Genomic DNA, 26,401 nt, shown 5'->3' on the forward strand with positions numbered 1-26,401 from the left:
CATTAGTAAATATCAGAAAAAAAAATATTACTAGACATCCTTGATCCAGGAGTCAGCAGCTTCAATAACAACAACTAAGGGGTTCTCAGCAAAGTGCTGAACCTTTTTCAGGCACAGCACTTTGCTAAGATACCCCTTTAGTCGAAAGTACTAGAGGCAGCTAGCCACTACAGACAGTGGATAGCAATCATCCTATGACATGGAGTTGATTACATAGTCAAGATAAATCCGGTATTCAACCAAGGCTTGGGCAGACATATCACGAGGAGCGCAGCCACGATCCCGGAGGAAGGTCAAACCAGTAACATAGGTAGCTGCATCGATACCTAAGGCTTTGTAGACTTCACGAGCGCCAGCAATACCCCACTCATCCAGAGGACCAGTACCACCAACAACTAAGCAATAGTTGAGCAAACGCAGGTAGTGAACGATGTCACGCTTGCACTTTTCTTTCTGAGTACCTGCATCAATGTCCCGACCACTACCGTTAGGGAACTTTTTATAGATAGCATCAACAGCTTCTTGAGCTACAGCGTCGTAGTTACCTGCTAACTTGTCAGCAGCTTCCATACGAGCAGCAGAACGTTGCAAGCTACCTTGAACTGATTCTAGGTCAGAAGCGCTAGGAAACCGACCTGCTAGGTCAGCGGAAGCAACAACAGTGGTTAACACTGATTTCATAATTTAAATATCTCCTGTCTTAAATTGATTTCGGCAAAAGGTCAGTGTAATTTAATTTCTCCTGAGCCGGGAGACTAGCTAATAGCACTGCCAACTGCATCGAAGTAGCTACCAACTTCTGCAGCCAAAGAAGCACAATCACCGCTAGTAACAGACTCTTTGCGTTGAGATGCAGTGTTGTTAACAAAAGCCACAGCAGCAGCCTTCATGATGCCAACAGCCCGGGTTGTATTACCAGTGGGAACGCCCAAAGCAGCGTAGGTTTCCTTAAGACCATTCAAGCAGCGGTCAGTCAGTACAGAACTATCTCCGCTGAGAACGGCGTAGCACACATAACGTAAAACGATTTCGCCATCACGTAGACAAGCAGCCATCTTGCGGTTGGTGTAAACACCGCCACCGGGAGCAACTAAACCAGGGGTTTCGCAAACGATACCAGCAACCGCATCAGTAACGATACAGCTAGCATTGCTGGAGATAAAATTCACAGCATCAAGGCGCTTGTTGCCATCAGCAATAAATCCCTTCAGAGCATCTAAATCACCACCGCCAACAAATCCACCTTTGGCATCGGCAGCAACTACGGCTTTTGAAAAAGCGTCTAGCATTAAAATCTCCTTATCAATAACAAGGACTTAATTAAAATTATTGGTCTTGTCGTTCATGAATTGACTAACCAATTTAGACAATAAAAGCTATTTGACACTCTAGTCCCATTTATGAGAAACAAAGCAACAAAACATTACAAAAATTTCCGTCTATCGGTCTAATTGTATATTTTTGTATCAAGAAACTTTTAACTGTTTGCTTAAGTGCTAAACAGTATCGTCAAGATCAGGGTCAATACCTGCTGCTCGTAGCTGCTCAGCCAGCCGAGCCGCTCTTGCTAAAGCAGCTTGAGTTCTTTGGCGCTCCTCCTCCACTATAGACTCTGCTTGTTCAGCACGTTGTCGCTCTTGTTCAGCTCTTTCCCTTTCTAGAACAGCTCGTTCATCACCAATCAGCAACAGATTTCCTTCCTCATCCCACCACCTTAGCCACAGTTGACTTTGATTCTGATAACTTCCTTGCCATAAGCCTAGTTCTACACCCAAGGGTGAAATATAATAATGCCCTCGTTCATTAGGGGTTAATTTCTGATAAAACCCACTGACCAAGGTATAGACTTCAAGAGAGCCGTTGTTTATTTGATAAATACCATAGTAGGGAATTCTGATAATTTGCTCATATACCCAAAACTTCCCTGGCTTAGTTACTTCTCCTTGAGTCGAGAGGGATAATGGGGTTTTGTCCCGTTCTTCATCCCCATTGCCACTGGCAAATTCTAAAGCAATTAATGGTGCTATATGTTCCCGCCACACCACATAGGAGCGACGAATTTTACCGTCTAGCTGAGGAGGGACATTGGGAACATAAAACCAATCAGGTGCTTCGGCTCCTTTTTCAGGTGGATCAGTTTCTCGCCAGTATATACCACAGTCTTGCCCAATAGCATATTCTCCATCAGGATGTCGCTGTTGTAATATCTCTCCAATCGAATCCGTTAGAATTATACTTTGGGGATGCTCTTGAAAGTTTTTGCCTACGGCACGCTTCGCGAACACAAATGTACCATCTGACTCCGGTAGCTGGGTGTGCTCAGGGAAAGGGGGAGGTAATTTGACTCGAGGTACTGTCTCAGTCATGATCTGGCCTAGACTATGGCGGTGATAATCTCTATATTATCCTGGCTGCAAAGCGTGTGATAGGCGATCCCAATTACCAATTACCAGAGCATGGGATTAGTCCTTAGTAAACTAAAGACGCTCTTCCAAGGTTAGTAATTACGTAAGCATTCAGCCGTCAGCTGTCAGCCGTCAGCTATCATGCTTAAAATAAACCTCGTTCGCGTAGCGTGCGCCGATGCCCAAACGGTAGAATTTAATAGTTCGAGATTTTCTCGAATTGAAAGTCTGGGAATTTGCCCATCTAAGCATATGCGCTACGCGCACGCTACTTGATGTGACGTTAGCGGTAAGCTATCATGCAAACTTAACTCAGATTAAACGAATGCTTACCTGTTTTATTCAAAAGCTGTTCAGTGTATCTTGCCCATAAGCTGATAGCTGATAGCTGATAGCTGATAGCTGATAGCTTACCTAATGACTAATCCTAATAGCTAATGACTAGTAACTGCTTTAGTAACTGCTTTCTCCCGAATCAACCAATCTGAATCATTAGCTGCCAGATCTTGACCACTGGTATCCCCAAACTGCTCTAATGCCATTAAACTGGCATATTTCAAGTCGAAAATATTGGTATTGAGGCTGTCTTTGAGTAAGGGAATTGCCCGTTCATCTCCTAAATTACCCAAGGCAATAGCAGCAGCAGCACGGGATTTCTGAAACTGGGGTGCTTTATTGTGTAGGGCTTCCACTATCAAATCGTAGGCATCGGCGTATTTCAGCCAGCCCAACAGTTTGACAACATGGTAGTGAGCACCATAATCGTTATGGGCTTTGTCAGCATAGGTAGCAAGTAGGGCGTCAGCAACAGTTTCTGGTGATAACTTGAGCAGAGTTTTACTGGCTAGATAACATCGCCCAAAATCTGTGTGGTATAGCTCGTTAATCAAGAAGTCTAAACTGGGCATTTGGTCATATTCATGAACCAGCTCTAGGTGATCAGGATGATCACGAATCACTTGATCGAGTGATGGTTCGATATCCTCAAAGGTGATATCACCGGCTGGCAACCCAGCCTCGGCCAAGAGGCGAATTCCTCGTATTCGAAAGACCATGGAAATGGGACAGGTCGCAATTTTAGGAATTCCTTGGTAGTATCGGGCATCAATCAGGTCTTGAATACAAGCTCGTCGGGCATTGACACTAGAGTGTTCTAGGAATGCCATCACTTTGTGCATCTCGGTGGTATCCCCTGTGAACCGACAAACCGTTGCGATCGCAGCACTGGCTATGGGTTCATTATCAGATTTAGTAAAGGTCTTAATCTTCTCAAGGGCTGGTTTATAGTCTAGTGCTGCCAGAGTTTGGATAATCACCCGATAAGTCTGACCTGGCTTCTCCAGCAGCTGGGCTATTTCTTCGAGAATTTCGGGATCTTGAGTGCCAATTTCCCCAATTGCCCAGACCGCATTTTCCACCGTGTAACAATCCTCATCCCCTAGACATGAGCGAATGATGGGTAGGGCTACAGAGGCTTTCAGACGACCTAAACTTTCCACTGCCTTGCGTCGAGCGATACGATGGTACAGTTCTGAGTTTTGGTCTTGCACCGTTTCCATCAGGGCATTGATTGACCGCTCGGTGGGAAAGTTAATTAAATGGGATGCAGCCAGATAGCGATCAGATTGGTCTTCTAACTGGTCTAAGGGTGTTTTTAAAAGTGCGATCGCTTGATCTTCGGTCAAATTAAATATATTTGCAAAACGTTTATCCATCAGTGATTTAGTGGTGATTTAGAAATTAACAATAGGACTTACGAAGTTTAGTTAGTTTTGCCCCCCTAACTCCCCAAAACAATCAGGGGACTCTTCGACGGTACTCAACCAATTCAGGCAAAGCAACGTACTAAGAGTCCCCAGGTGCTGATCGAAATATTAGTCAATCAGCGACGGATTTTCACCGTGATCTCCTTAGGACAAGGAGTTGATTACATAGTCAAGGTAAGTTTTGTACTCAACCAAAGCTTGAGCAGACATGTCACGAGGAGCACAACCGCGATCGCGAGTGAACTCAAGAGCTGCTACATACGGACCGGTAGGTAGGTTCAAAGAACGGTAAACTTCACGCTGACCAGCAATACCCCACTCATCTAGAGGACCAGTACCGCCAACAACTAAGCAGTAGTTGATCAAGCGTAGGTAGTGACCAAGATCGCGGTAGCACTTGTCAATCTTGACTTGAGAATCCCCAGCTTCACCAGATTCCTTTAGGTAAGGATACTTCTTAAAGCAAGCATCACCAGCTTCTTTGGTTACTTTATCAATGCCTTCTGCTAGCTTTTCAGCAGCTTCCATACGAGCAGCAGCCCGCTGTAGGCTACCTTGAACGGACTCAAGGTCAGAGCTGCTAGGAAAACGACCTGCAGCATCGGCAGCAGTAACAACTGTGCTTATAACTGATTTCATTCTTATATATCTCCTGAATGGGTTTTGACAAAGATTATACTTAGCTTTTGGCTTCCCCAGCTCGCTTTGGCAGGAGCTTGGTTATCTTAGGCAAAAGGGAAAGACTAGCTGATAGCAGCAACTACTGCATCGAAGTAACCAGCAGTTTCAGAAGCTAAGGAGGAACAATCCCCAGAAGTTACTTCAAACTTGCGCTGGCTAGCGGTGTTGTTAACGAAAGCAACTGCAGCAGCTTTCATGATTCCAACAGCACGAGCTGTGGAGGTGGTGGGTACACCCAGAGCGCTGTAGGTTTCCTTCAGACCATTCAGGCAGCGGTCGCTTAGTACAGAAGCATCACCAGCTAAGATGGCATAGGTCACGTAGCGGAGGATGATTTCACCATCACGCAAGCAAGCAGCCATGCGGCGGTTGGGGTAGCAGTTACCACCAGCTTGAATCAAACCAGTGTTTTCGCAGATCATGCCAGAAATAGCGTCGGAAACGATGCAGCTGGCGTCGCTGGCGATAATGTTTACAATATCAAGGCGCTTATTACCATCAGCAATAAAGCCTTTGAGAGCAGCCAGGTCTCCAGCACCTAGACATGCGGTTTTGCTATCTGCTGTAACTACAGCTCTGGAAAAAGCGTCAAGCATTGAAATCTCCTTAAATTAAAGGTACTTAACTAGTTTGCTATCTTGCTGGTTATTTATCTTTGACCAGCTCAATATGAACATTAGAGGATAATCGGAACCGCCGTCTCATTTATTAACAACAAAGTAATAATTTGTAATATTCGTTACCAGTTCACCAGTCGATCACACAGGAGTCAGTTAACCGACTCGGCAGTTATATACAAAACTTAATAATTACAGGAACTTAGCTGTGATATATGCTAGCGCTGATATTGAAAACCTAAATCATTTTGGAAAAATACCTCCCTTGACCATAGTGCGTCTACTGTTGACGATGGCAATAGGGCTATATATATATAGCGTTTCTCATCGCTATGAGGTTCACAGGATTTTTTTCCACTTCCGAAGTTCCCTCTTCTGACTTCCCTACTCCCTACTACCTACTCCCGCGCAACCCAGGACGAAAGTACCTCAAGCAATTGGTAAGCATTAAGCTATCAGCCATTGGCCAAGGCCAACAGCTGATAGCTTAGCTATAAACTGGTTGGCGTTGCTTAATAATGGAATGATTTTATAGCAGAAGTCAGAAGTCAGAAGTCAGAAGTCAGAAGTCAAACTCTTGCGCTTATTTAGGTTTGAGACTTTTGTCATGTCCTAACTGCCCTGGCGACTGCTATAACAGTGAGGTGGAATAGGCATCTTGCCTGTCCCTTGATCTTTTGGGGCGGGCAGGATGCCCACTCTACTCCTATTCATTCAAAGACTGACGCAACGCCAACTGGTTTATATCATGTCGGGATAATTACCCTTAATACAAATCTCTCCCATCTCCCCATCTCCGCATCTCCCCACACTTCCCACCCTACCTCTAAATTATGGGTATTCAACCTGACTTGATATTAGTGGGGGGATTTTTCAGGAACGTTCATCAAATCTGGTGCGGAAGCTCCCGTATTTTATCCAGTATTGTTTTAGATCATGATGAGGTGTATGTAAACTGGCTTTAGCTTGATACAAAATAACTTGGCGATGGGAGCCAATCCAAATTTTTTTAATGGGTTTAACCGATATTACACTTCCTCCGAGACTCTCGACACATTCGGAGAATCGTTCAAGGGTTGTATATTCTACCGTCTCAAAGATAAAAAAGTGACCCGAGCAGATCAAATGTCTGCTCCTAATCCAGCACTGCATCTTTTTTTGAGCTCTTGGCGGTAGCATTAGCTGTACACAAATCATCCTCAACTCTAATGATAATTAAGATTATATGATAGTGGTTTTATAACAAAGGGAGTAGGGAGTAGGGAGTAGGGAGTAGGGAAGAGGCAACAAAAAAAAATTGTCACAACTCATTTAGAAACCCTATAGGTTTTAGGCTTTATGCTAATACATAATAATCACTTTAAGAATCATTTAGATAGTAGCAATAAAATAAAATACCAGTTTTAAGCTTGTCGGGTTGTAACCAAAAATTTGGTTATTTTGAGTAGTCTAGATTAGATTAATTTAACCACGCTACTTGACTTAGTATTTGTTAGTATTTGTGTTACATTACAATCCCTGATTACTGATAACTAGGCACTAGAAATCGGCGCTACAAATCAGGTAATTCGTCAGCAAAACTTTGCCGTTTCTCAAATCGTAAATGACCAGCTGCTGATCCCCATACGTGCTCATGAGTATTGACATCCATACCCTGATCTAGGCTTATCCAAGTAGTTTCAGTTAGTTCCACATCACTGACCAGATAGGTTTTACGCCCATTACGTTGGATGAAACACTGGCAACCGGGTTCTACACTGCCACGAAACATGTCACCTTCTCGCCAGAAAATCATTGAACAGTTGTAGCGACGTTCTATAACATCAGGAGTGATGGTTTTGATAATATCTGGCTCTCGCGCCGCCCCGGCATAAAGAACTGGATCTTTAAGGCTGTAATTTTCTATATAAGTATGATCTCCCTTATCAATCAGGCGATGGACTCCCTGACGGTAGGGACTCCATAGATCGTAGTCATAGGCTTGCTCAGAGTAGAAACCAATACCGGAAAAAAAATCAAAGGGCAAGGGGCGAAAGAAAACATGAATGTGAGCGTAAAGCTGAGGATTATCAATCGCTTGTTTTTGGTTACTAAAATCTCCAGCCATCCAACTAGCTAGAGTCAGTAAATTACTGGTAGTTTTATCGGTAGTACTAGACAACATTAGTGTATTAATCTATTGAAAACTTAGAGTTAAACAAGATTAAAAAAAATCTAAATTATGACCTTAACTGTTCAAGCTGCTAACTTTCACCCCGATTGGGATAAGTCGCGGATTTCTGAAGAAAACGAGGCTGTAGTCACCCCTTGACCAGAACTGGTTTTAATCAAGGACACCCGAAAACGTAAATTCGGTGTGGCAAACCAAATCCGTTCTTCAGCAGCTGCTCGGTCATACTCCGTTAACAAAGTGAATGTACCATCTTCAGTAAGGTGATAGTTGCCCACTGCTGCAATGGTCTCGGCATAGCCTTGCTCTCTGAGCAGTTTTCCCCGATCGGGGTGTTCAGGATCGGGGATAGGGACTAGAACGCAACTCCCAGACTGGATGTCGTCTTCATCCCAATCTGACTCACCTTCCCAACTCATGCGAAAGGGATGGAAGGCAGTTGTGGGATCAATATCGTATAGTTTGCAAATGTCAATCACAGCTGAGTCATCAGCCTCAAGGGCAACGATATCAATAGTTGAGCGTATTTCCTCAAAGTGACTAAACGCTAAGTGATGACCGCTGCGTTGCGATCGCCAACGTCCAATAGAACGTTCTAGAAATTCAGTAAGCTCCATCTGCTATGTGTAGTTTAATTTAAAAAAGTTAACAATTTTGTTTGCGTATAGCATGCGTATAGCAGCTGAATGATCAGCGGGGGTGGTGTTGTAGCTGACGCAAACCTAGTAAATTAGAGCTTTTACCCGGATTTACATCTTCAGTTATACACCGTGGCTCCAATCCTTCAACATTAGTAATTGTAAACTTTTGTGACAATTATGTGTGGAGACCAGAATTAGTATCAACGGCAACATAATATTCAACTATTTATAGTTAACACTAAAAAGGAGTTATAGCAGTTCTCATAGTAATGATGCAGTAGCCTCACGGGGGTTTACCCCACTCCCGCTTTGCATCAAGACAATCAGGTAAACAGGATTTTTTCCCTGTTCCCAGATCCGCTGTTCCCTATTCCCTGTTCCCTATTCCCTGCTCCCTACTCCCTACTCCCGCGCAACCCAGAACGAAAGTCCTTCAACCAATTGAGAAATCCTACGCTAATTATCAAACTTTTTGTTCCACGCCAAATCCTACTAGCACCACCTTGTCTAGGGGTTCGCTTTCTGGAGGACGCTGGTAATTGATAATTTTGCGGATTCTTAAGTTGGGATTGATCAGGGTAATGGAATCAACAGATACCACACGGGTATAGTAGGTGGTCATCAAAAGTTCTAGTTTATTGGTATCGAAGCTAAAATGAGCGACTTTAGGTTTAGCTTCTTCGTAGGCGCGATCGCGTAAATAATCTCCCTCTAGAATCATTGATTCTTGGACCTGAGGGACAAAAAGCATATTCAGTTGTTGGGAGACCCGTTCACCTTTTTCAGAAACTGTCTCGAAACCAAGATGATAACCACACAGGTCATTGATATTAGGTAAATCAGGTTGCTGATTATCCATCAATACCTTAGTTTTGAGGGGAGAAGACAGGGGTTCAATGGTGAATTCTGTAAGGGAGCGCTCTACCTCCTGGTGAGTCAGATTATGATAGGTACGTTGTGCCATCCAGCTTCCTACACAGCAATCAAAGAAGTATTTAAATTTGGATATGGACATGGTTTTGTTAATTAAAATAATTTAAAATATATCTTTTTAAATTGTTACTATCTATTAAATTTTTTCTAGTTTTAATTATGAGTTATTGGTTTAGCTAAATTTTTTCAATTGATTAATTAAATGTTCGAAATAGGGGGCTATTGTGTCTGGTTCAGATAATCGCTTTAAACTAGCAGCCTTTATGCCTTCTAATCCTAATACCATTGCGGCGATTGGGACTTGCAATTCTTTGTACAACAAATTCATATAGTGCAGTCCTTCAGCACTAGTAAACTGGGTGCTACTGCCAGCAATCCCATAGGTAATACAGCGGAGGAAATGCCAAAAATCTCGCCAACAGGCTTCTGCTCGTGGGGCGGGATAAAGACTACCTCCTGGTTTAGTAATATCAGGATATTGAGCCAATACGGTTTCCCGCGCTTCAGAAATGATATCAGAAGCGTTATCCCGCAAAAATTTGGCTGTATTGATTAAGGGCTCCGTATCTGGTGAACAGGCTTTAATGTGCTGCAAGTCATCATCGGTAAGATAGCGACCGTGATCATCAGCTGCCTGGAAATGCTGGATAATCTCTGGAGGATAGGAGTCTTGCCAGTTGGCAAAGCTGACAATTCTGGCTTTGGTAATTAGTTCTTTGATATAGTCGCTTAATTGAGTCGTCATGGTTGATTTTTGTTGAAGGTTAAAGGTTTAAGGTTGGTTGAAGGTTGAACGCGATTGCGTGGCCTATTGGCCAAGGTTTAAGGTTGAAAGGCCAAGGTTGACCTTAGCATCTCATCAACGCAACGGTTAACAAAAACAATGAAGTGAACTAGCCCTAGCTTCCGGTAGCAGCTAAGGCTAGTTCACTTCACAGCAGTATACTAAATTATGATAATCTTTGATTAAAGGTATTAAGAAATGTAAAAAAAGCTGGCTCTGTAGTGCTATGGACATCCGTGAAATCGAAATCTCTCTCAAAAGTCCAAATGCTCAGGATCGCCTCAGGGCACTTACTGCTTTGAGAGAGTATGGTTCAGATGTAGCTGTTCCCCTACTTACAAGTAAACTCAAGGACCCAGAGTTTTTAGTGCGCTCCTTTGTGGCCATGGGACTGGGGAATAAACGGAGTGACGAGTCCTATGCTGCGTTGTTAAATTTGATGGAATTTGATACCGACCCTAATGTACGGGCAGAAGCTTCCAATTCCCTGTCTAAGTATGGAGATGTGTCCATATCTCATCTGGTGACTACCTTTCAACAGGATGATCACTGGCTGGTGCGCCGTAGCATTCTTGCTGCTTTGGTGGAAATGTCTTGTCCAGAAGAACTCTATAGTATTTGTATTTGCGGCTTAGCAGGGGAAGACCCAACTGTCCGAGAAGCAGGAATTGATGCCCTAGGTTTACTGGCTGGTACTGTTAAAGAAACTGAGGCATTGCAGCAAATTCTGGCTCTGAAAGATGCACAATGGTGGCGTATTCGGATGCATGTTGCCCGTGCCCTAAAACGATTTGATTCCCCCGATGCTAAAGCAGCATTGGCAGAACTGATGAAGGATGAAGACCATAGGGTCGTAGCTGCTGCTTTGGACAGTTACCTCTAGAGCATCGGTTTGGTGATCAGATTTAGGGAGTAGGGAGTAGGGAGTAGGGAGTAGGGAGTAGGGAGTAGCAAAGCAGCGCCTAGCTGTGGGGGTTCCCCCGATGATGGACTGCATCAAGACATTGAATTTACCTAATAAGTCTGAGAAATGCTATATAAAAATTTCACAAGGAGTGCGGCTCGTGATGAGTTCTTAACATTGGTTGTATGCCATGCTTAATTAACAACCGTATTATATGGATTGGATAATACAGGAAAGCTAGCACTCTAGGCAGGGACAGTAACGCCCAATCGGCTTCGTTGGGCATGACGGTAACAAACAAACTGTTTTTTAGCCAATGGAGACAGTACATCATTTTGTGATTTAGACGCTCTCTCATGCTGAAGTAGAAGCGATGATTGTAGGACAAGAAAAAAGCCCAAAATCCTTTTGCTTCTGAGAGCTTAGGGCCGACTTCAAGGTCACGGAAAAGCTGTGATCGTACTTGGACAGCGAGGGATTGGGAGACTGGTTGGGCTTGCAATTTATTTAAGACTATCTGTGGCAACGTGACTCCCAGCAAATCCCTGACTAGGCAAAGGTCAAGCAAGAGCATACGTTCACAACCCAGCTTTTGAGCCTCTGCCAGTACTCTGCGCCAATCTAACTGGGGATGAGTACGGAGTAGTTGAGCAACGTCGCATAACTGAGCCAGACGTACACTCCAGTGACAACAGTCTTTGCCCAATTGCACACAGAGAATTAACAGCATCTGTTCTGGCGAGATAGTAGAGACTGTCTTACCAGCAAGAGATAGAGGCTGAAGATGCGATCGCAAATATTCAAAATCTAATGGCAAACAGAATAAATCGGGTACAATCCCCTGGTGAAGGTCAATACAGACTCGACTCTTTTTATCCACAAAGTGATACTCCCAGCCCAGGTCTTTTTGCAATTCATACCCTTGAGACAAGAGTAATTCTTTAACTCTCGGGATGTCGTGGTGATCAACCAGGATGTCTAAGTCACCGAACTGCCGCAGCCCCAGATTGCCGTAAACTGAAACGGCAAGGGTAGGCCCTTTGAAGGGGATAGCAGAAATTCCGTGTTTATCCAGAAGAGTCAGAAGCTTGAGTAGTTTCTGAATGAGAAATGTGTTGTGTACGACTAAGTGCTGGAAATAATTTCGGAGTTGTTTGAGGATGTTCTGGGGAACCAGGTCTGGGCAGGTATTTTTGAGACTATGGTACAGCAGCGGTAAGACTTTCTGACGGCGAGCTGTTTTGAGGAGATAAGTCCAGTCGATGTCTTGCTCAAGCAGTAAACGTTTGATAAACTTAGCAGTCGCTTCGTCGATGCTGGTTCGGACACAGTAGAGGAGTAACTGGAGTTCTGGTTTAGTCTGGAATTCTCGGTTAGTTATCGATACTGATGCTATAGTAGTTAATGGGGTTAAAGTCATCATCCAAAGTTAATCTAAAAATTCGCTCAAAAGTGGAAACCGCCATTATGCATGTGGCGGATATAATGGCACGTAAAACTTGAATTTTACCTTCAAAATGGGAAAATTAGCGAATTACGGCTCAAAGGTAATTAATTAAAATAATCTATTCAGTAATCTATTCAGTAATTGATTACTATTTACTTACTACTTACAGAAAAAACTGGGATTTTCAGTACATTTGACTAGTGAGTTTGCAAAGTTTTGATGAAGTACCTTGCCATATAACACAATAAGGATTAGTTTCTAAGTAATCCCTATTGACTGGCAGCGCTTTCCTTGCTAATGCTTTGACAGAGTGGCAAGGAAAGCTTCCCCTTAGGTAGATTTGGGTGCCTTAGTCAGGCAAAGGTTAGGTCAGGCAAAGGTTAGATCAGGCAAATGTTAACGATTATTTCTTTGTCTGGGAGAAATGAGACAGGAAGTATCGCGATACTCTATGCTCAGTAAGGGTTTTACTATGTATACGAGCAATATAAATGTATCAGCCTTTCCTGGACTATCTGGAAAAAGAGCTATTTAAGCGGTTTGATTTAAGCAGTCAACCAATTCCCCCAGGCTTAGAACGCCAGGTAAGCGATCGCGCTAAACATCGGGCGATTATTCAAAGCTGGTGTTACCAATGCCCGGAATTGCGGAAGATTCGCTATACCTACATGGATGTTGGACCAGTCTCTCAAGTCTTTAACAGTGTGATGTATCCCAGTCACTGTTACGATCTCCCTTTGCTAGGGATTGACTTCTTAGCCTTTGGCAAAAAGAAGATCCTGGTGGTTCTAGACTTTCAGCCATTGTTCAGGGATGAAGCGTATCAGGAAAAATACATTGAACCGATGCGAGTCATTCGCGATCGCTATCAGGACTTGGCACAAAACTTAGAAATGAAGTTTTATGATGCCAACCAGTACTTCTCTAAGTATCTACTGTTTGCCAAAATCGATTCCCTAGAGACAGTGCAAACAGAAGTCTTTGAGGCTTACAAAGACTACTTGGCGTTATATTGGCAAATGGTGGAGCAAGCTGAGCCTCTAACTGAGCCAGAAGATATTGAGCGCATTGTTAAGGCACAGAAAGACTATGACCAGTATAGTGCCGACAGAGACCCAGCCCATGGTCTGTTCAGCAGCTACTTTGGTCCCGAGTGGGCAGAGCGGTTCTTATATGAGTTCTTATTTGAAAATGCCATGCCTTTAGCCGTTAGTCAAAGCCAAACATGACTCTCTATCAGCCGTTTCTAGACTACGCGATCGCATATCTAAAAGAGCGCCTTGATCTACAGCCTTATCCCATTCCCCCTGGGTTTGAACGCAAATTCGCAACAGTGGGGAAAGGGAAAAAGCAGCAAGATGTCCTGACCACCAGTTATGGCTTTGCTGCACCCAAAATCCGACAAATTCGAGCTGCTCATGTCCAGGGGGGAACAGCATTACAGGTACTCAATTTTGTGATCTTCCCCCAGCTCAACTATGACCTCCCCTTCTTCGGTGCTGACTTAGTGACCTTACCTGGTGGGCATCTGATTGCCTTAGATATGCAGCCCTTGTTCCGGGATGATCCAGCCTATCAAGCTCGTTACACCGAACCTATCCTACCGATTTTCAAAGCCCATCAACAGCATTTGCCTTGGGGAGGAGACTTTCCTGAGGAAGCAACACCGTTCTTTTCCCCAGCTTTCCTGTGGACACGCCCTAAGGAAACCGAAGTAGTCGAAAATCGGGTGTTTGCTGCCTTCAAGGACTATCTGACAGCTTACTTGGATTTTGTGGATCAGGCAGAACTAATTACTGATTCCCAGCATCTCAAAGCCATCAAGGAAGCTCAACTGCGTTATCTGGGTTATCGTGCTGAAAAAGATCCAGCTCGTGGTATGTTTCAGAGATTTTATGGCAGTGAATGGACCGAGGAGTACATCCACGGTTTCTTGTTTGATCTAGAGCGGAAGCTGGCAAAGGCTGAAGCTTAGGATGTTAAAAATTAACCTCAGTTCGATGTAAGAAAGTGGTTAGTTTTTTCAGGAGTCAGGAGTCAGTATCTTCGAGTCATAAGTCAGGACAAAAGTACAGAATTGATGACTACAAAATGGATGGGAATAATACAGAATTTTATTGTTGATAAAACGTAAGCTATCAGCTATCAGCTATTAGCTAAAGGCTTGTGGCTGACGGCTGACGGCTGACGGCTGACGGCTGACAGCTTATCATAAAACTCTGATGAATTGCCAATTAACTGGGAAATAATTTATCTTGATTCCATTTATTATGACTCGATGCTCCTGACTCGATACTCCTAAATTGTAGAGCCTTTAATCAAACGTACAAGATCTTAGCCTTTCCCCTCGCTGCGATCGCCAAACCGTAGCAGTAGCCAGAAACAAATTTTTTTAAAATATCTCAAATCCTTGTCTTGATGCAGCCCCTCCCCACTCGTACTTTGCATCAAAACAAGGTTGTTTTAATGCGCAAAAGCTTACTTAATACTTAATACTTCATAGGTCGCTAAAATTAAAAATTATGTCTTTTAATTAAGAACCTTTAAAAAAGTTAGGCTTGTATGAACCTAATCCCCTAATCTTGTGATTAGAACTGAGTAAGCTATCAGCTATCAGCTATCAGCTTTTAGCTATGAGTTGATGCCCATAGCGCACGCTACATGAACAGCTTATGCCCATAGTGCAAGCTACTTGAGTGGCCATTGGCCAACGACTGACCACTGACGGCTGACGGCTGACGGCTGAATGCTTAGATGACTGAGGTTTACGATCATAGAGGTGATTAATGACAATTCCTTTGCTAGAGTATCCTCCCTCAAGCCAAAATCAGCGGGTCGCTGGATATGAGGTGCCCGGAGATGAGCAGCCTAAACTATACACTACAGCTAATCTGCTGTCTCCATCGGAAATGGATGAGTTGATTAGGGCAGCCTATAGTCAGATTTTTAATGAACAACAGATTATCAAAAGCAACCGCCAAACCTTTTTAGAATCACAGCTGAGATTTGGTCAAATCACGGTGCGCGAATTCATTCGTGGTCTAGCAACATCTGAAACTTTTTGGCAGCGCAATTATCAGACCAACAACAACTACCGTTTTGTCCAGATGTGTGTACAACGCATCTTGGGGCGTGATGTCTACAGCGAGCGGGAAAAGTTAGCTTGGTCAATAGTGCTGGCTACTAATGGGTTACAAAACTTTATTGATGCTCTGCTCGATAGCGACGAGTATCTCGAAAACTTTGGTGATGACACCGTGCCTTATCAGCGGCGGCGGATCATACCCCAGCGTACTCAAGGCGATCTACCCTTTGCCCGGATGCCTCGTTATGGGGAAGACTACCGCACCCAACTGCAACAGCTGGGTTACTTCAAACACCAACCAATTGGTTTCAAAACCTATTATCCTCCTGCCTCAGTGCGCTTTGTAGCAGGAGTACTCACTAAGGCAGGGGCTGTAGTCTTACTTGGGGGAACAATTGCGATCGCCTTAGCGGCCTGGGGTATTATCAGTCTGTAGCTGTGAGTGTAGGTTTGATAAGAAATGTTACTAACCTGCCAACGGCTAGACCAATTAGCTGGAGTAAACAGCTGAGCTGTGTATTGAGCAGGAAGTAATCAACCAAGAGGCTTCCAGCACCAACGTGGAGCGAATCCACAGGGTCACCATAGCAAGCCAGTTCTGATCTGCCGTTGCAATCAGACATAAAAAAATCTTAAACTCTTAACAAGATGTAACGAATAAAGGCTCGACATCATTGTATAAAAGTTACCTGAAGGGTAAATAGTGACAGGCGAAAGCCAACCAACCGGTTGACACACAGCATTCCTAGGTCTCTCACCAGAACGTGAAGTTTTGTAATTTTTCTTAACGATCCGTTTTGAACCCAACTTATGGGACAAACACTAGGACAAAGACCAAAAAAGAGAGATAGGAGTATTGGCTGTGGCTGGAGCATGTTCTATGCCTTTCCCGTTTCAAACTGCTTGATTCAGTTTGATTCAGTCTGAGTCTGTTTAACTGAAGCCCGTTTTGAAACAAAACCAACTAACGTAGGAGATTCCGTCAATGTTTGATGCGTTTACTAAGCTTGTTTCGCAGGCTGATGCCCAAGGTCAATACATTAGTGATGACCAACTAAATGCTCTTACCGCTATGGTGGCTGACAGCAACAAGCGGATGGATGCAGTAAACCGTATTACCAGCAACTCTTCCACCATTGTGGCTAACGCAGCTCGCTCTCTGTTTGCTGAGCAACCCCAGTTAATCAATCCTGGTGGAAATGCCTACACCAGCCGTCGGATGGCTGCTTGCTTACGCGATATGGAAATCATCCTGCGCTATGTGACTTACGCCATTTTTGCTGGTGATGCTAGTGTGCTGGAAGACCGCTGCCTCAATGGCCTGCGGGAAACCTACCTAGCTCTGGGAACTCCTGGTGCTTCCGTGGCAGTGGGTGTAGGAAAGATGAAGGAAGCTGCGATTGCGATCGCTAACGACACCAATGGCATCACCCCTGGTGATTGCAGCTCTCTGATGGCTGAAATTGGCGGCTACTTCGACAAAGCAGCTGGTGCAGTTGCCTAAAACGCTAAAGGCATATCACTTGCTGTCTAACTATCACAACTTCAAACGTTTTTGAAAACTTGACAAAATATTAGGGAGATACCTAGACAATGAAAACCCCGCTTACAGAAGCCGTCGCTGCTGCTGACGCTCAAGGTCGTTTTTTAACTAATACAGAAATCCAGACTGCCTTCGGTCGATTCCAGCGGGCTACAGCTTGCTTAGAAGCGGCAAAAGCCTTGACTGCTAAAGCCTCAACCTTGACTGACGGTGCAGCCCAAGCGGTGTATAACAAATTCCCTTACACCACTAGCATGCCTGGACCAACCTACGCATCTGACCCTACAGGCAAGGCAAAATGCTCCCGTGATATCGGTTACTATCTTCGTATGGTTACTTACTGCCTAGTTGCTGGTGGTACTGGACCGATGGATGAGTACTTGATTGCTGGTTTAGATGAAATCAACCGTACCTTCGAGCTGTCTCCGAGCTGGTACATCGAAGCCCTCAAGTACATCAAGGCTAACCATGGTCTAAGTGGTCAGCCTGCTACTGAGGCAAATAACTACATTGACTACGCTATTAACGCCCTGAGCTAATTGCTCTTTTGGCCTGGAAAGGTCAGCAGGTGTTAGCAAAAACTAGCATCTGCTGACCTTTCCGGGCATTGTTTTGTCTATACAGTTTGTCTATAGCAAAGGGAGCAGGGAGCAGGGATTAGGGAGCAGGGAGCAGGGAGTAGGGAATATGGCATCAAAAATGCTCACCATTGATTTAGGTACCCTATATCTACCAAGTAATCAGATCAAGGGTCAATAACTCACCGTCAAATCCTTTGGATTATGACGGGAGCTTGTAAGAAGCTCATAGTTGACCAGTCTAAGTTCTTTAGAACTACGTTATTTCTGAGTGTTAAAGTTCCTACCTGAGGATGCGTACGTAAGCATTAAGCCGTTGGCTGATACGCGACACGCTGATAGCTTACGCGCGATCTTTCCAATATCACAACTAATAACAAATTGGTATATTCCAAAATTGTCCGGATTAACCTGATATACCCAGTAAAAAGAAAGTGGTAGATGCACCCTGGTAAAGTCCTAGAGCTAAACTCTGGGGCTTTTTTTATTTAGATACCGTATCCCACTGCTGATTATCGACTGGAACAAAATCTGGCAAAGACCGACCCATCCAATACAGCCACCCTAAACCAGCAACTCCCAATGCGATCGCAACCAAACTGACCACTTGAGCAATGCGTAATGGACCGAGCATCAGACTATCCATCCGCAATGCCTCAATCCAGAAGCGACCAGTACTATAGGCAACCATATAAACTAGAGCCATCGTCCCTACCTTCAGATGGGGTTTGCGGCGTAAATCCCGAAAGAACAGAGTCATCAGTAACCCAAAGACCAATAAGTTCCACACAGACTCATAGAGAAAGGTGGGATGGAAATAGTCAAAATTCTGAAAGCCTGGGGGACGCTGTAGTGGTGGAATATACAATTTCCAAGGCAAATCCGTGGGAGCGCCAAAGGCTTCGGAATTAAAGAAATTCCCCCAACGTCCGATTGCTTGACCTAATATCAGAGAAGGAACCACTAGATCAGCTAACAGCCAGACAGACAGTTTATTGAGGCGGGCAAAAATTATTGCAGCTAAGATACCACCCAAGATAGCGCCATGAATGGCAATCCCACCATTCCAAATCGCAATAATTTGGTCTGGACGCTGGGCGTATTGTTCCCACTGAAACAAGACATAGTAAAGTCTGGCTCCAGGAATCGCAGAAATCACCAGCCAGATAGCGAAGTCGCCCAACAAATCTGGGTTAACGTTACGACCCTTGGCTAGATATTGGGAAAGGCTAACTCCAATTAACACTGCTGAGGCAATCAATAGTCCGTACCAGCGGATTGTTACCGGTCCGAGTTCAACGATTATTGGCCCGGGAGAAGCAAATTGGAACCCTAGGGTTAGAGCAGAGATTGCTTGCAGCATTGATTTATCGATAGGCAGCAAACCACAAGTTTCATTGTAGTCTCCTACAGCATCGGTTAAGTCATCACAAAACTAGGTCAATTGATAATGGGGTGATGAGAGGATGGGATGATGGGGTGTAATGGTTATAGAAATATCCTGATCAAGTGCTTGGTCGAGGTATCGGACTTTGTCTTGATGCAGCGCGGTCAACTTCTATTACTTGACCAACTCTCTACGATTCCCTAATCTGGAATGCGATGGTGCCAAGCAAAGCCTTGGATCAGCTTCTCCCATAACTGCTCAGCAGAAAGTATAAATAGACTATATAGCTGTCAAAGTTTTGCTTTTGTCTTGAAATTAGTGTAACAGCCTCGATTATGGCAAGTCACTTGTCCATAGAACAACCTTGACCTTCGGTCACGCTTTGCGAACAACCTTCTGACCTTAAACCTACCCGACCAGGGAAGCCAAAGGCGAACAACCAAATCACCTTCAACCCAAGATGAATTCCGAACAACTAGAATTAACTATAGGCTGGCTTTACCCTACCCTAATGAGTACCTACGGCGATCGCGGTAATGTCATCTGCTTACAACAACGAACCCAGTGGCGAGGCATTAGAGTCAATGTAATCCCCCTGGATCAGCAGACTCCTGCTGAGCAATTCTCTAAAGTGGATATCTTCATGGGTGGTGGTGCTCAAGATAGACAGCAAGAAATTGTTATGCGAGACTTACAAGGTAGCAAAGCCAATGCCCTACAAGAAAAAATTGAAGGAGGTACACCGGGGGTATTTACCTGTGGCTCACCTCAATTGCTAGGTCACTACTATGAACCAGCTCTAGGTAAGCGGATTCAGGGATTAGGGTTGCTGGATTTGGTCAGCAAGCATCCTGGCGTAGATGCTCGCCGTTGCATTGGTAATGTGGTATTTGAGATTACTGCATCACCCCTAGCCCAAGACTTAAAGGCTATGCTCGGGAAAAATCCAGTAGTGATTGGCTTTGAAAATCACGGTGGTCGTACCTATTTAGGTAATGTCGAACCCCTAGCTCAAGTGGTAAAAGGATATGGTAACAATGGGGAAGATGGCACAGAAGGAGCATTTTATCGAAATGCGATCGCAACCTACTCCCACGGTCCGCTGTTACCGAAAAACCCCTTTATTGCTGATTGGCTGATCCAAACTGCCCTCAAGCAAAAGTATCATATACCAGTGTCATTAGAACCACTGGATGATACCTTAGCAACCAAGGCACGGATAGCGATGTTTAAACGTCTTGCTCTGACTAACCTGAGTTAACTAAGACTACTAGCAAGAAGCCGTGACTATTACGGGTAATGGGTAATCGGGATTGGTAGAAATGTCCACTAATTACTAATAATCCACAGTCCCGACTTTAGTGGATAGCCCCTTAATGGCTCGTAAACGAATAAACTACTAAGTATACCCCCTCCCAAGCAGTTGAGCGAGGGATAAGGTGCGGTTAAAACCGCGCTTTGTCGTAGTTCCTCCGCGCTTTAAAAAGACGCGGTTTCCCTACCCCGTGAAGTCAGATGACTGGAAAAGTAATCGATAGCAGTGCCACTGGAATTCTCATTCTGATCATCCCCTTCGCATTGGTGATGGTTCTGTTGCTAAAGGCATGGCCGATCGTACTGGCAATGCTAATCTTGATTATCATCATCAGGCTTTGGCAGCAATATCAATGGCAGAAGTGGACTCGGAAAGTTAATCCCTTCTTCAATCAACTGATTAAAGATAACCAAGGTTGTCTGACACCCATTGACTTGTCGATCAAGGCAGATATTTCTGGAACTGCAGCGAAACAGTATTTAGAGAAAAAGGCACAGGAGTTTGGAGCTCAGAGTCGAACCTATGATGACATTGGCACTGTTTATTACTTTCTGACTGCTAGCGCTCTCGGTAGTATCTTTGATGAGAGTGAACCCTCCTTCGACCCTGAAAGTGAATCCTCCTTTGAGCCTGAGAGTGAATCCAACACCAGTAAACCAACCCCGACTTTGGAACTAAAGGTCGAAAAAGATGATTTCTCTACCAGTGACATCCCAAAATCGCTAGAAACTCCAGGATCACAAGAATCTGTTGCCTCGAAACTAGCTGCCTTCACTGCTAATGCTTCAGGTGATCAAAAAAACCGAGTCAAAAAGAAGCAGGATAAGAAAGTTTATCAACCTCTGATCCAAGCCGAATTAGCCAAGCGACTCGATGTTCATTCGAGCACAGTTGGTAAACGTAAATCTGATCCGGACTTTTCACAATGGAGTCAAAGTAAAGATCCAGACGGAATTGCCTGGGAATATTCATCACAGAGAAAAGAATTTTTGCCAGTTGTGAACAATTAGCAAAATTTCGATCGCGAATAAATTTTAATTAGTCATTAGTAATTTCTTCTTTGTCATCTTTACCCAATAACCAATGACTAATCAGCCAGCTTCCCAGAATGATAAGTATTCAAAGGTGAATTATATCATACTAGCAATGATATGATAATACCTAAGGTTAGAAGAAGCTGGAAACTAGGAAATGGAATGAGCAAGTTCTGCCTGGGTTGGGGAATTAAACCTGTCCAGAGCATCCCATTTATTCAACACTTGGGATTTGAGTTGTTCAAATTTTATCTTTAGTATGCGTCTGCTGACTATGGGTTGAGCTATAGGTTGTGAGGTTTGACCAGTATTAGCCGACTCTTGTAACATGTGGCATTGTTGGGGTGTAAGCGTTACGGTCATTACCTGGTTACAGCGTTGTGGTTCTTCAGTGGAAAACAACAGTAGTCGATAGAAGCCTTTATCTGCTAAGCAACGAGTAATGGTCTGAACTTTCGAGGTTTTCAAGTCTAGATAGCAAGGGAGTAACCGAGAGTCCTGTGCTGTAGACTCAAGCACAGTAACCCATAGTAGCATAGGATGAGGCGAATTGATGAAGACAAATTGACTGTGGGGCTTGCTGAATAGATAATACTGAATTTCCTGTGGGGATAACATCAAGCATAATGTGGCAAAATTTCCCAAGCTGCTTGGTAAATTTGCTGGAAATACAATTTTGCTAATTGGTTTATCCAGGGGCCAGGGTTGCTGTAGACACACTTGTAAAATTTTAACTCCTGATTATCTATTTATAGTCTAATAAACCTATGAATAGCATCATTAAAAACTCCCTAAGCTGAAGGCAGAATCAATGAAATATTGCTGGCTAACCGTTGATGCTGTTAATTGGTTAAACTTGACATGCCATAAAGTTTCAGGTAAACTGTCTACACTCCCTAAGAATGATAGTGATAAACTATTCAAGGGGTAAGTAGATTGTTGAGCGACTACTTCTTTAACGCCATCCTTATAATTTTTCTGGAAAAACTTATTATTCATAAGGGTTCCAGAGATAAAATTTTCAGTCATTGGGGGAATCCCATTGACAAACATCAGGCAGGTAGTCACAGCAGCTGCTTCGATAAATGTTCTCCAATAACGATGGTTCATAAGTAGAGTTAAGTTGATTGAGATCTAGAAATAAGGCTTACTATGACAGCAAGTCAGTAATCAATCAAGGTCGTTATTATACCGTTAGTCATGGTTCACAGTCCTCTTCACATAACGCCTAAAGTGTACGGAAAATTACTGAATTGATGCTATAGTTTCAGGATGAAGTTTGGATGTTTGCGATTGCGTTTTTGTTGTGTTTGAGTTGATGTATACCAATCACTAAGCAGAAATGGGAGAGGGTGAAAAGGAAAAAGGCTGGCAGGCAAAATCGATATTTTATTGCCTGACGTTTAACGTCATCTTTGGTACTTTGAACAATCAACGGTCGGACCCTTGAGAGTGGGATAGAAGAAAATATAGCAATCCGATTTGAGTTGTGAAACACCAGAAGAGGGGGAGAGGGGTCTCAGACCAGAAGTGGAGGAAGAGAAGTAAGAATCTCACCATGGGTTCTTTTTCACAAATGATTGAGGATTTCTATATACTTCTGACCCCATCACCTGATCACGTCATCACCCCATCACCCCATCACCCAGTATGATCAAAAATTTTCCATTGTGATCAGTTCGTTGTGGCTCTTGACCTATTTTTCGGGAAATCTATAGGTGAGTGTCGAAAGATTTTTCAGTAAATTAAGCTTGAGCTATGGCAAAGCGATCTCTCCAGGCATCTCCAGACGGCATCAAAAAAGCCAAACAGGCTTTTGAACGCAAGGGATGGACACAAGAATATTTTGCGGGTGAAATCGGCATAGAAACTCGCCAACCGATTTGGAAGTTTTTTGCCGGTAAACCCGTTGACCGCCGCGTTTTTAGCGAAATCTGCTTTCATCTGGATTTGGAGATGGAAGAGATTGTCGCTATACCAGAATATGCTCAGATAGATGCAGAAAAGAAAGCAGCTGAGGACAAAAGTAGAGTTGATGCCATCGTCACCAAAGTGCGATCGCACTACCATGACAAAATTCAAAATCAGTGTGGCACTCTACGCCTATTAGATATTGCTCGACCGGTTAGTTTAGATCACATCTACGTGGATGTGAATATTCTCGAAGAAATCACTAGTCAACGATGGTTGGAAATTGACGATTTGCAAGGCTTCCCAGCGGAGGAATTTGACCGCTTGGGTATAGGCAAAGTGCGCCGGGAAAGCATACCAGGACTGCAAGCGGTAGAACGCTATCCTAAAATGATGGTGCTAGGTAAACCTGGCTCTGGGAAAACCACCTTTTTGCAATATCTGGCTATTCAGTGCAATCAAGGAAATTTTCAATCGGATCGGGTTCCGATGTTGATTCGATTGAAAAACTTTGCCGAGGATGCTATGATCGAATGTAGTTTCAGCCTATTTAACTACATTAATCAAGAGCTTCAAAGTTGTGGTATTTCAGAACAAGATATTGAAACTATCCTCAGCTATGGCAGAGCCTTGATCTTAATGGATGGCTTGGATGAAGTCCCGGAAACTGCCAGTAATCAAGTTATTCAACAAATCCGTAAGATTTCAGAAAAGTATTACAAAAATCAGCTGATCATCACATGTCGCATTGCAGCTCAACAGTATCGATTTCAGGGATTTACTGAGGTTGAGATTGCTGACTTCAAACCAGCACAAATTCAACACTTTGCTAAAAAGTGGTTTGTGGCGGTAGCAAGGAATGACCCAGAATCAGGTTTGGAGAAAGCATCTCTGTTTATCGAGCAGATGAAGCTGCCAGAAAATCAGCAAATTAGAGAACTAGCAACAACACCAGTCTTGCTGAATCTAGCCTGTCTGGTTTTTCAAACCAAAGCTGACTTTCCTGTAAAACGCTCTGATCTTTACCAGCAAGGACTAGACTTACTACTGATTCGCTGGGATGAAGCCCGGGGTGTTAAGCGAGATGATATTTATCGTAATTTATCCTTGCCCCACAAGCTAGAATTACTTTCTCAATTAGCAGTTATCACCTTTGAGCAAGGGGAGTATTTCTTTGAAGAAATTCGGCTGCAACAATTAATTGCTGATTATTTAAGGAAATTACCAGCAACTCAAAGCAACCAGGCAGCTCTAGAATTAGATAGCTTAGCAGTACTCAAATCTATTGAGGTGCAGCATGGACTATTGGTAGAGCGGGCACGACGAATTTACTCATTCTCTCATCTGACATTTCAAGAGTATTTTACCGCCAGAGCGATTGTGATCGGCACTGGGATGTCTTTGTCACAGCTAGTCGAACACCTACAGGATAAACGTTGGCGGGAAGTATTTTTACTCACAGCACAAATGTTGCCAGATGCTGATCAGCTATTGTTGCTGATCAAGCAACAGATTAATCGGTTAGTCTGTGCAGAAATGGTGCTTGACTCAGTCAAACTGACACCAGGCGCTATGGCTTTAGGTGATAACTTAACAAAGTTCTTGAACTGGATTGAGAGCAAATCTCTAGACATCGATACTCCCTACAAGCCAGCAGCAGTGCGTGCGTTTTACATGACCCTTGCCCTTCCTCCTAGCCATCCTCTTTCCCGGAATCAAGCCTTAGCCTTGGCTATTGATCACAGACTAGGAGGAGAATTGGGTAGTGAACTTGCCCTAGATTTAGCTTTAGATCATGCTTTAGCTGTTGCCCAAGCTATGACAGCAGAACTAGTTTACGACCGACTCAGTGCTCTTTACCTTGCCCTTGATTTGAATCACCTGACTGGGATTGAGTCTATAGGAGACTATCTAGAGAAGCTTAAAAATCAGCTACCTGACCTAGATGATGACGACCGAGATAGTATTCAAGAATGGTGGCAAAGTCATGGTGCGGAATGGGTATCACAATTAAGAGCCTTGATGATAGAGCATCGTAATATGGGTCACCAATGGCATTTGACCAAGACATCCCAAGATTGGTTAGAGCAGTATAGTCGTGCTAATCACTTGCTAGTAGAGTGTCTCAATAGTAATTGTCAGCTGAGTCTGACGGTGCGCAAAGAAATAGAAGATACGTTGTTGTTGCCGCTGTGCCACTCGTAATTGATCCCTCACGGTCGATGTTGACCTGAAGGGGTGACAAGTAGCTTGTCACCCCTTCACCCTTTAAGCTACCGTAAACCTAATCGCCTTGGGCGAACAACCTTGGCCTTGGCCTTTGGGCCACGCTACGCGAATGGCCACGCTACACGAACAACCCTTAACCCTTAAACCTTTTTGACCCATGCTACGGTGTTGACACTCCCCGCTCGCTTTGTGACGGGGATTCCTAGATCTACGACCGGCCTTAAACCTCCGCGTCCGAATGGCAATACCTAAACCGAAATCCCGTCAAGACTAAGATTCTAGTTCAGTTCGCGAAAGACCCAGCGGGCTAGTCTCGCGATAGCGTTCAGCTACTTTTTGAGAAGTGCCTTATGAAGTCCGTTGCTTCCCTGTTTCACTTGGTTTCGGCGTGCCCCGCCGTACCGTTGTTTTCTCAAAGTGTTATCTTGCTGGGTTCACACACCAATTGTTAGTTGATGGTTGGGTTTTTAGCGATGCAGCGCGGTCTTGGGGGTTTCCCCCATGAGCGACTGCATCAAGAAAGGAGGACTTTCCCTACCCTCCGGGCATTTCTACTTTAAGGTCAAGCAGTGGCGGGTCTCTCTCCCGGTTGCGCCAAGGCCAAAGGCCACGCTACGCGAACGGATTTTCAGCCTGTACCCATATTTTACTAATACTCTAGCGCGTAAGTAATGTCAACCTTTTGGCAAAAATGAACTTGCCCTCAGAAAGCATACACAGTCTGCCCGGCGGCGTTTCAACCGGTGCGACCCGTGGGAAATTTAATTCGCCTACACAAAGCGCACCGGCAGAGATTTTTAAATTCTCTTATTACAGCTTCCAAATTTGTACAAGATTTAGGATTTTTGCTACCAGGGTTCCGGATCAGAAGCTGTCCGCTAGACCGACTACGCTTTTTATATATGCGCTTTACCGCTACCATAAATTATAGCTTAAAGCCGTCCTAAAAGGACGGGGCTTTAAACCCAAAT

The 26,401-nt window shown here is 44.0% G+C and carries 28 protein-coding genes; 12 read left to right on the forward strand and 16 right to left on the reverse strand.

Annotated elements, in window-relative coordinates:
• Positions 1-192: 192 nt before the first annotated feature.
• The 6 genes from F6K46_RS05320 to F6K46_RS05345 all read right to left on the reverse strand — a co-directional run bounded on the left by F6K46_RS05320 (position 193) and on the right by F6K46_RS05345 (position 5,448).
• On the reverse strand, positions 193-681 hold the full coding sequence (locus tag F6K46_RS05320; RefSeq protein ID WP_293053402.1) for a bleomycin hydrolase: 489 nt from the start codon (positions 679-681) through the stop codon (positions 193-195).
• Positions 682-755: 74 nt separating this feature from the next.
• The gene (locus tag F6K46_RS05325; RefSeq protein ID WP_293053399.1) at positions 756-1,289 is read right to left on the reverse strand and encodes a phycocyanin subunit beta; all 534 of its coding nucleotides are present in this window, start codon (positions 1,287-1,289) and stop codon (positions 756-758) included.
• Positions 1,290-1,496: 207 nt separating this feature from the next.
• Entirely contained in the window at positions 1,497-2,366 is an 870-nt protein-coding gene (locus tag F6K46_RS05330) for a Uma2 family endonuclease (protein ID WP_293053396.1), read from the reverse strand.
• 473 nt (positions 2,367-2,839) lie between these two features.
• Entirely contained in the window at positions 2,840-4,120 is a 1,281-nt protein-coding gene (locus F6K46_RS05335) for a HEAT repeat domain-containing protein (protein ID WP_293053392.1), read from the reverse strand.
• A gap of 195 nt (positions 4,121-4,315) precedes the next feature.
• Positions 4,316-4,810 (reverse strand): class 1 C-phycoerythrin subunit alpha, encoded by a 495-nt coding sequence (cpeA, locus tag F6K46_RS05340; RefSeq protein ID WP_075904203.1) that lies wholly within the window; start codon positions 4,808-4,810, stop codon positions 4,316-4,318.
• Between the two features lie 104 nt (positions 4,811-4,914).
• Entirely contained in the window at positions 4,915-5,448 is a 534-nt protein-coding gene (locus F6K46_RS05345; RefSeq protein WP_075904201.1) for a bleomycin hydrolase, read from the reverse strand.
• A gap of 353 nt (positions 5,449-5,801) precedes the next feature.
• On the opposite strand from F6K46_RS05345, the gene F6K46_RS05350 reads away from it, so the two are divergent.
• Positions 5,802-5,960: a hypothetical protein gene (locus F6K46_RS05350; RefSeq protein WP_293053389.1), complete on the forward strand. Its 159-nt coding sequence runs from the start codon at positions 5,802-5,804 to the stop codon at positions 5,958-5,960.
• 382 nt (positions 5,961-6,342) lie between these two features.
• On the opposite strand, the gene F6K46_RS05355 is transcribed toward F6K46_RS05350, so the two are convergent.
• From F6K46_RS05355 to F6K46_RS05375, 5 genes are all read right to left on the reverse strand, one after another.
• Positions 6,343-6,594, reverse strand: a complete 252-nt coding sequence (locus F6K46_RS05355) for a CpeR family transcriptional regulator (protein ID WP_293053386.1) — start codon at positions 6,592-6,594, stop codon at positions 6,343-6,345.
• A gap of 427 nt (positions 6,595-7,021) precedes the next feature.
• Positions 7,022-7,633, reverse strand: coding sequence for a chromophore lyase CpcT/CpeT (locus tag F6K46_RS05360; RefSeq protein ID WP_293053383.1), 612 nt, complete (start codon positions 7,631-7,633; stop codon positions 7,022-7,024).
• A gap of 86 nt (positions 7,634-7,719) precedes the next feature.
• On the reverse strand, positions 7,720-8,256 hold the full coding sequence (locus tag F6K46_RS05365) for a phycobiliprotein lyase (protein WP_293053380.1): 537 nt from the start codon (positions 8,254-8,256) through the stop codon (positions 7,720-7,722).
• A 487-nt stretch (positions 8,257-8,743) separates the two neighbouring features.
• On the reverse strand, positions 8,744-9,295 hold the full coding sequence (locus F6K46_RS05370; protein WP_293053377.1) for a phycobiliprotein lyase: 552 nt from the start codon (positions 9,293-9,295) through the stop codon (positions 8,744-8,746).
• A 90-nt stretch (positions 9,296-9,385) separates the two neighbouring features.
• Complete coding sequence (locus F6K46_RS05375; protein WP_293053374.1) at positions 9,386-9,958, reverse strand: phycobilisome protein; 573 nt, start codon at positions 9,956-9,958, stop codon at positions 9,386-9,388.
• 265 nt (positions 9,959-10,223) lie between these two features.
• Here F6K46_RS05375 and F6K46_RS05380 point away from each other — a divergent pair, with 265 nt between their 5' ends.
• Positions 10,224-10,880 carry a HEAT repeat domain-containing protein gene (locus tag F6K46_RS05380; protein WP_293053596.1) on the forward strand — a complete coding sequence of 219 codons (657 nt, stop codon included), beginning with the start codon at positions 10,224-10,226 and terminating at the stop codon, positions 10,878-10,880.
• Positions 10,881-11,043: 163 nt separating this feature from the next.
• On the opposite strand, the gene F6K46_RS05385 is transcribed toward F6K46_RS05380, so the two are convergent.
• Positions 11,044-12,324 carry a nucleotidyltransferase family protein gene (locus F6K46_RS05385; RefSeq protein ID WP_293053371.1) on the reverse strand — a complete coding sequence of 427 codons (1,281 nt, stop codon included), beginning with the start codon at positions 12,322-12,324 and terminating at the stop codon, positions 11,044-11,046.
• 515 nt (positions 12,325-12,839) lie between these two features.
• On the opposite strand from F6K46_RS05385, the gene F6K46_RS05390 reads away from it, so the two are divergent.
• The 3 genes from F6K46_RS05390 (at position 12,840) to F6K46_RS05400 (ending at position 15,869) form a co-directional block, all read left to right on the forward strand.
• On the forward strand, positions 12,840-13,577 hold the full coding sequence (locus tag F6K46_RS05390) for a 15,16-dihydrobiliverdin:ferredoxin oxidoreductase (protein WP_293053368.1): 738 nt from the start codon (positions 12,840-12,842) through the stop codon (positions 13,575-13,577).
• The gene (locus F6K46_RS05395) at positions 13,574-14,323 is read left to right on the forward strand and encodes a phycoerythrobilin:ferredoxin oxidoreductase (RefSeq protein ID WP_293053366.1); all 750 of its coding nucleotides are present in this window, start codon (positions 13,574-13,576) and stop codon (positions 14,321-14,323) included. Before F6K46_RS05390 ends, F6K46_RS05395 begins: the two co-directional genes overlap by 4 nt.
• An 811-nt stretch (positions 14,324-15,134) precedes the next feature.
• Complete coding sequence (locus F6K46_RS05400) at positions 15,135-15,869, forward strand: phycobilisome rod-core linker polypeptide (protein ID WP_293053364.1); 735 nt, start codon at positions 15,135-15,137, stop codon at positions 15,867-15,869.
• Here the strand turns inward: F6K46_RS05400 and F6K46_RS05405 are convergent.
• On the reverse strand, positions 15,859-16,056 hold the full coding sequence (locus F6K46_RS05405) for a hypothetical protein (protein WP_293053361.1): 198 nt from the start codon (positions 16,054-16,056) through the stop codon (positions 15,859-15,861). The genes F6K46_RS05400 and F6K46_RS05405 overlap by 11 nt on opposite strands.
• 362 nt (positions 16,057-16,418) lie before the next feature.
• Between F6K46_RS05405 and F6K46_RS05410 the strand changes: the two genes are divergently transcribed.
• Complete coding sequence (locus tag F6K46_RS05410; RefSeq protein ID WP_293053358.1) at positions 16,419-16,937, forward strand: phycocyanin subunit beta; 519 nt, start codon at positions 16,419-16,421, stop codon at positions 16,935-16,937.
• Between the two features lie 89 nt (positions 16,938-17,026).
• Positions 17,027-17,515, forward strand: a complete 489-nt coding sequence (cpcA, locus tag F6K46_RS05415) for a phycocyanin subunit alpha (RefSeq protein ID WP_293053355.1) — start codon at positions 17,027-17,029, stop codon at positions 17,513-17,515.
• Positions 17,516-18,038: 523 nt separating this feature from the next.
• Here cpcA and lgt read toward each other — a convergent pair.
• Positions 18,039-18,917: a prolipoprotein diacylglyceryl transferase gene (gene lgt, locus F6K46_RS05420; RefSeq protein WP_293053155.1), complete on the reverse strand. Its 879-nt coding sequence runs from the start codon at positions 18,915-18,917 to the stop codon at positions 18,039-18,041.
• Between the two features lie 484 nt (positions 18,918-19,401).
• Between lgt and F6K46_RS05425 the strand changes: the two genes are divergently transcribed.
• Positions 19,402-20,202 carry a type 1 glutamine amidotransferase gene (locus F6K46_RS05425; protein ID WP_293053152.1) on the forward strand — a complete coding sequence of 267 codons (801 nt, stop codon included), beginning with the start codon at positions 19,402-19,404 and terminating at the stop codon, positions 20,200-20,202.
• A 254-nt stretch (positions 20,203-20,456) separates the two neighbouring features.
• Positions 20,457-21,266: a hypothetical protein gene (locus F6K46_RS05430; protein WP_293053149.1), complete on the forward strand. Its 810-nt coding sequence runs from the start codon at positions 20,457-20,459 to the stop codon at positions 21,264-21,266.
• A gap of 174 nt (positions 21,267-21,440) precedes the next feature.
• Here F6K46_RS05430 and F6K46_RS05435 read toward each other — a convergent pair whose 3' ends face one another.
• A complete protein-coding gene (locus tag F6K46_RS05435; RefSeq protein ID WP_293047109.1) occupies positions 21,441-21,827 on the reverse strand; it encodes a hypothetical protein in 387 nt (128 codons plus the stop codon).
• 243 nt (positions 21,828-22,070) lie between these two features.
• Positions 22,071-22,400, reverse strand: coding sequence for a hypothetical protein (locus F6K46_RS05440; RefSeq protein WP_075902669.1), 330 nt, complete (start codon positions 22,398-22,400; stop codon positions 22,071-22,073).
• 648 nt (positions 22,401-23,048) lie between these two features.
• Here F6K46_RS05440 and F6K46_RS05445 point away from each other — a divergent pair.
• The 3 genes from F6K46_RS05445 (at position 23,049) to F6K46_RS05455 (ending at position 26,102) form a co-directional block, all read left to right on the forward strand.
• Positions 23,049-25,406: an NACHT domain-containing NTPase gene (locus F6K46_RS05445; protein ID WP_293053145.1), complete on the forward strand. Its 2,358-nt coding sequence runs from the start codon at positions 23,049-23,051 to the stop codon at positions 25,404-25,406.
• Positions 25,407-25,451: 45 nt separating this feature from the next.
• The gene (locus F6K46_RS05450; RefSeq protein WP_293053142.1) at positions 25,452-25,574 is read left to right on the forward strand and encodes a hypothetical protein; all 123 of its coding nucleotides are present in this window, start codon (positions 25,452-25,454) and stop codon (positions 25,572-25,574) included.
• A gap of 357 nt (positions 25,575-25,931) precedes the next feature.
• Entirely contained in the window at positions 25,932-26,102 is a 171-nt protein-coding gene (locus F6K46_RS05455) for a hypothetical protein (protein WP_293053139.1), read from the forward strand.
• Positions 26,103-26,401: the final 299 nt, after the last annotated feature.

The organism is Moorena sp. SIO3E8, from assembly GCF_010692445.1.
Taxonomy (GTDB): Bacteria; Cyanobacteriota; Cyanobacteriia; order Cyanobacteriales; family Coleofasciculaceae; genus Moorena; species Moorena bouillonii.

Bases quoted from the DNA above. Each gene is read 5' to 3' on its own strand.
- F6K46_RS05360 (WP_293053383.1), bottom strand. From the start codon at position 7,633: ATGTTGTCTAGTACTACCGATAAAACTACCAGTAATTTACTGACTCTA.
- F6K46_RS05325 (WP_293053399.1), bottom strand. From the start codon at position 1,289: ATGCTAGACGCTTTTTCAAAAGCCGTAGTTGCTGCCGATGCCAAAGGT.
- F6K46_RS05320 (WP_293053402.1), bottom strand. From the start codon at position 681: ATGAAATCAGTGTTAACCACTGTTGTTGCTTCCGCTGACCTAGCAGGT.
- F6K46_RS05455 (WP_293053139.1), top strand. From the start codon at position 25,932: ATGAGCGACTGCATCAAGAAAGGAGGACTTTCCCTACCCTCCGGGCAT.
- F6K46_RS05330 (WP_293053396.1), bottom strand. From the start codon at position 2,366: ATGACTGAGACAGTACCTCGAGTCAAATTACCTCCCCCTTTCCCTGAG.
- F6K46_RS05345 (WP_075904201.1), bottom strand. From the start codon at position 5,448: ATGCTTGACGCTTTTTCCAGAGCTGTAGTTACAGCAGATAGCAAAACC.
- cpeA (WP_075904203.1), bottom strand. From the start codon at position 4,810: ATGAAATCAGTTATAAGCACAGTTGTTACTGCTGCCGATGCTGCAGGT.
- F6K46_RS05445 (WP_293053145.1), top strand. From the start codon at position 23,049: ATGGCAAAGCGATCTCTCCAGGCATCTCCAGACGGCATCAAAAAAGCC.
- F6K46_RS05390 (WP_293053368.1), top strand. From the start codon at position 12,840: ATGTATCAGCCTTTCCTGGACTATCTGGAAAAAGAGCTATTTAAGCGG.
- F6K46_RS05405 (WP_293053361.1), bottom strand. From the start codon at position 16,056: ATGTCTGATTGCAACGGCAGATCAGAACTGGCTTGCTATGGTGACCCT.
- F6K46_RS05375 (WP_293053374.1), bottom strand. From the start codon at position 9,958: ATGACGACTCAATTAAGCGACTATATCAAAGAACTAATTACCAAAGCC.
- F6K46_RS05435 (WP_293047109.1), bottom strand. From the start codon at position 21,827: ATGCTACTATGGGTTACTGTGCTTGAGTCTACAGCACAGGACTCTCGG.
- F6K46_RS05380 (WP_293053596.1), top strand. From the start codon at position 10,224: ATGGACATCCGTGAAATCGAAATCTCTCTCAAAAGTCCAAATGCTCAG.
- F6K46_RS05370 (WP_293053377.1), bottom strand. From the start codon at position 9,295: ATGTCCATATCCAAATTTAAATACTTCTTTGATTGCTGTGTAGGAAGC.
- cpcA (WP_293053355.1), top strand. From the start codon at position 17,027: ATGAAAACCCCGCTTACAGAAGCCGTCGCTGCTGCTGACGCTCAAGGT.
- F6K46_RS05335 (WP_293053392.1), bottom strand. From the start codon at position 4,120: ATGGATAAACGTTTTGCAAATATATTTAATTTGACCGAAGATCAAGCG.
- F6K46_RS05365 (WP_293053380.1), bottom strand. From the start codon at position 8,256: ATGGAGCTTACTGAATTTCTAGAACGTTCTATTGGACGTTGGCGATCG.
- F6K46_RS05410 (WP_293053358.1), top strand. From the start codon at position 16,419: ATGTTTGATGCGTTTACTAAGCTTGTTTCGCAGGCTGATGCCCAAGGT.
- F6K46_RS05440 (WP_075902669.1), bottom strand. From the start codon at position 22,400: ATGAACCATCGTTATTGGAGAACATTTATCGAAGCAGCTGCTGTGACT.
- F6K46_RS05385 (WP_293053371.1), bottom strand. From the start codon at position 12,324: ATGATGACTTTAACCCCATTAACTACTATAGCATCAGTATCGATAACT.
- lgt (WP_293053155.1), bottom strand. From the start codon at position 18,917: ATGCTGCAAGCAATCTCTGCTCTAACCCTAGGGTTCCAATTTGCTTCT.
- F6K46_RS05395 (WP_293053366.1), top strand. From the start codon at position 13,574: ATGACTCTCTATCAGCCGTTTCTAGACTACGCGATCGCATATCTAAAA.
- F6K46_RS05350 (WP_293053389.1), top strand. From the start codon at position 5,802: ATGAGGTTCACAGGATTTTTTTCCACTTCCGAAGTTCCCTCTTCTGAC.
- F6K46_RS05425 (WP_293053152.1), top strand. From the start codon at position 19,402: ATGAATTCCGAACAACTAGAATTAACTATAGGCTGGCTTTACCCTACC.
- F6K46_RS05430 (WP_293053149.1), top strand. From the start codon at position 20,457: ATGACTGGAAAAGTAATCGATAGCAGTGCCACTGGAATTCTCATTCTG.
- F6K46_RS05400 (WP_293053364.1), top strand. From the start codon at position 15,135: ATGACAATTCCTTTGCTAGAGTATCCTCCCTCAAGCCAAAATCAGCGG.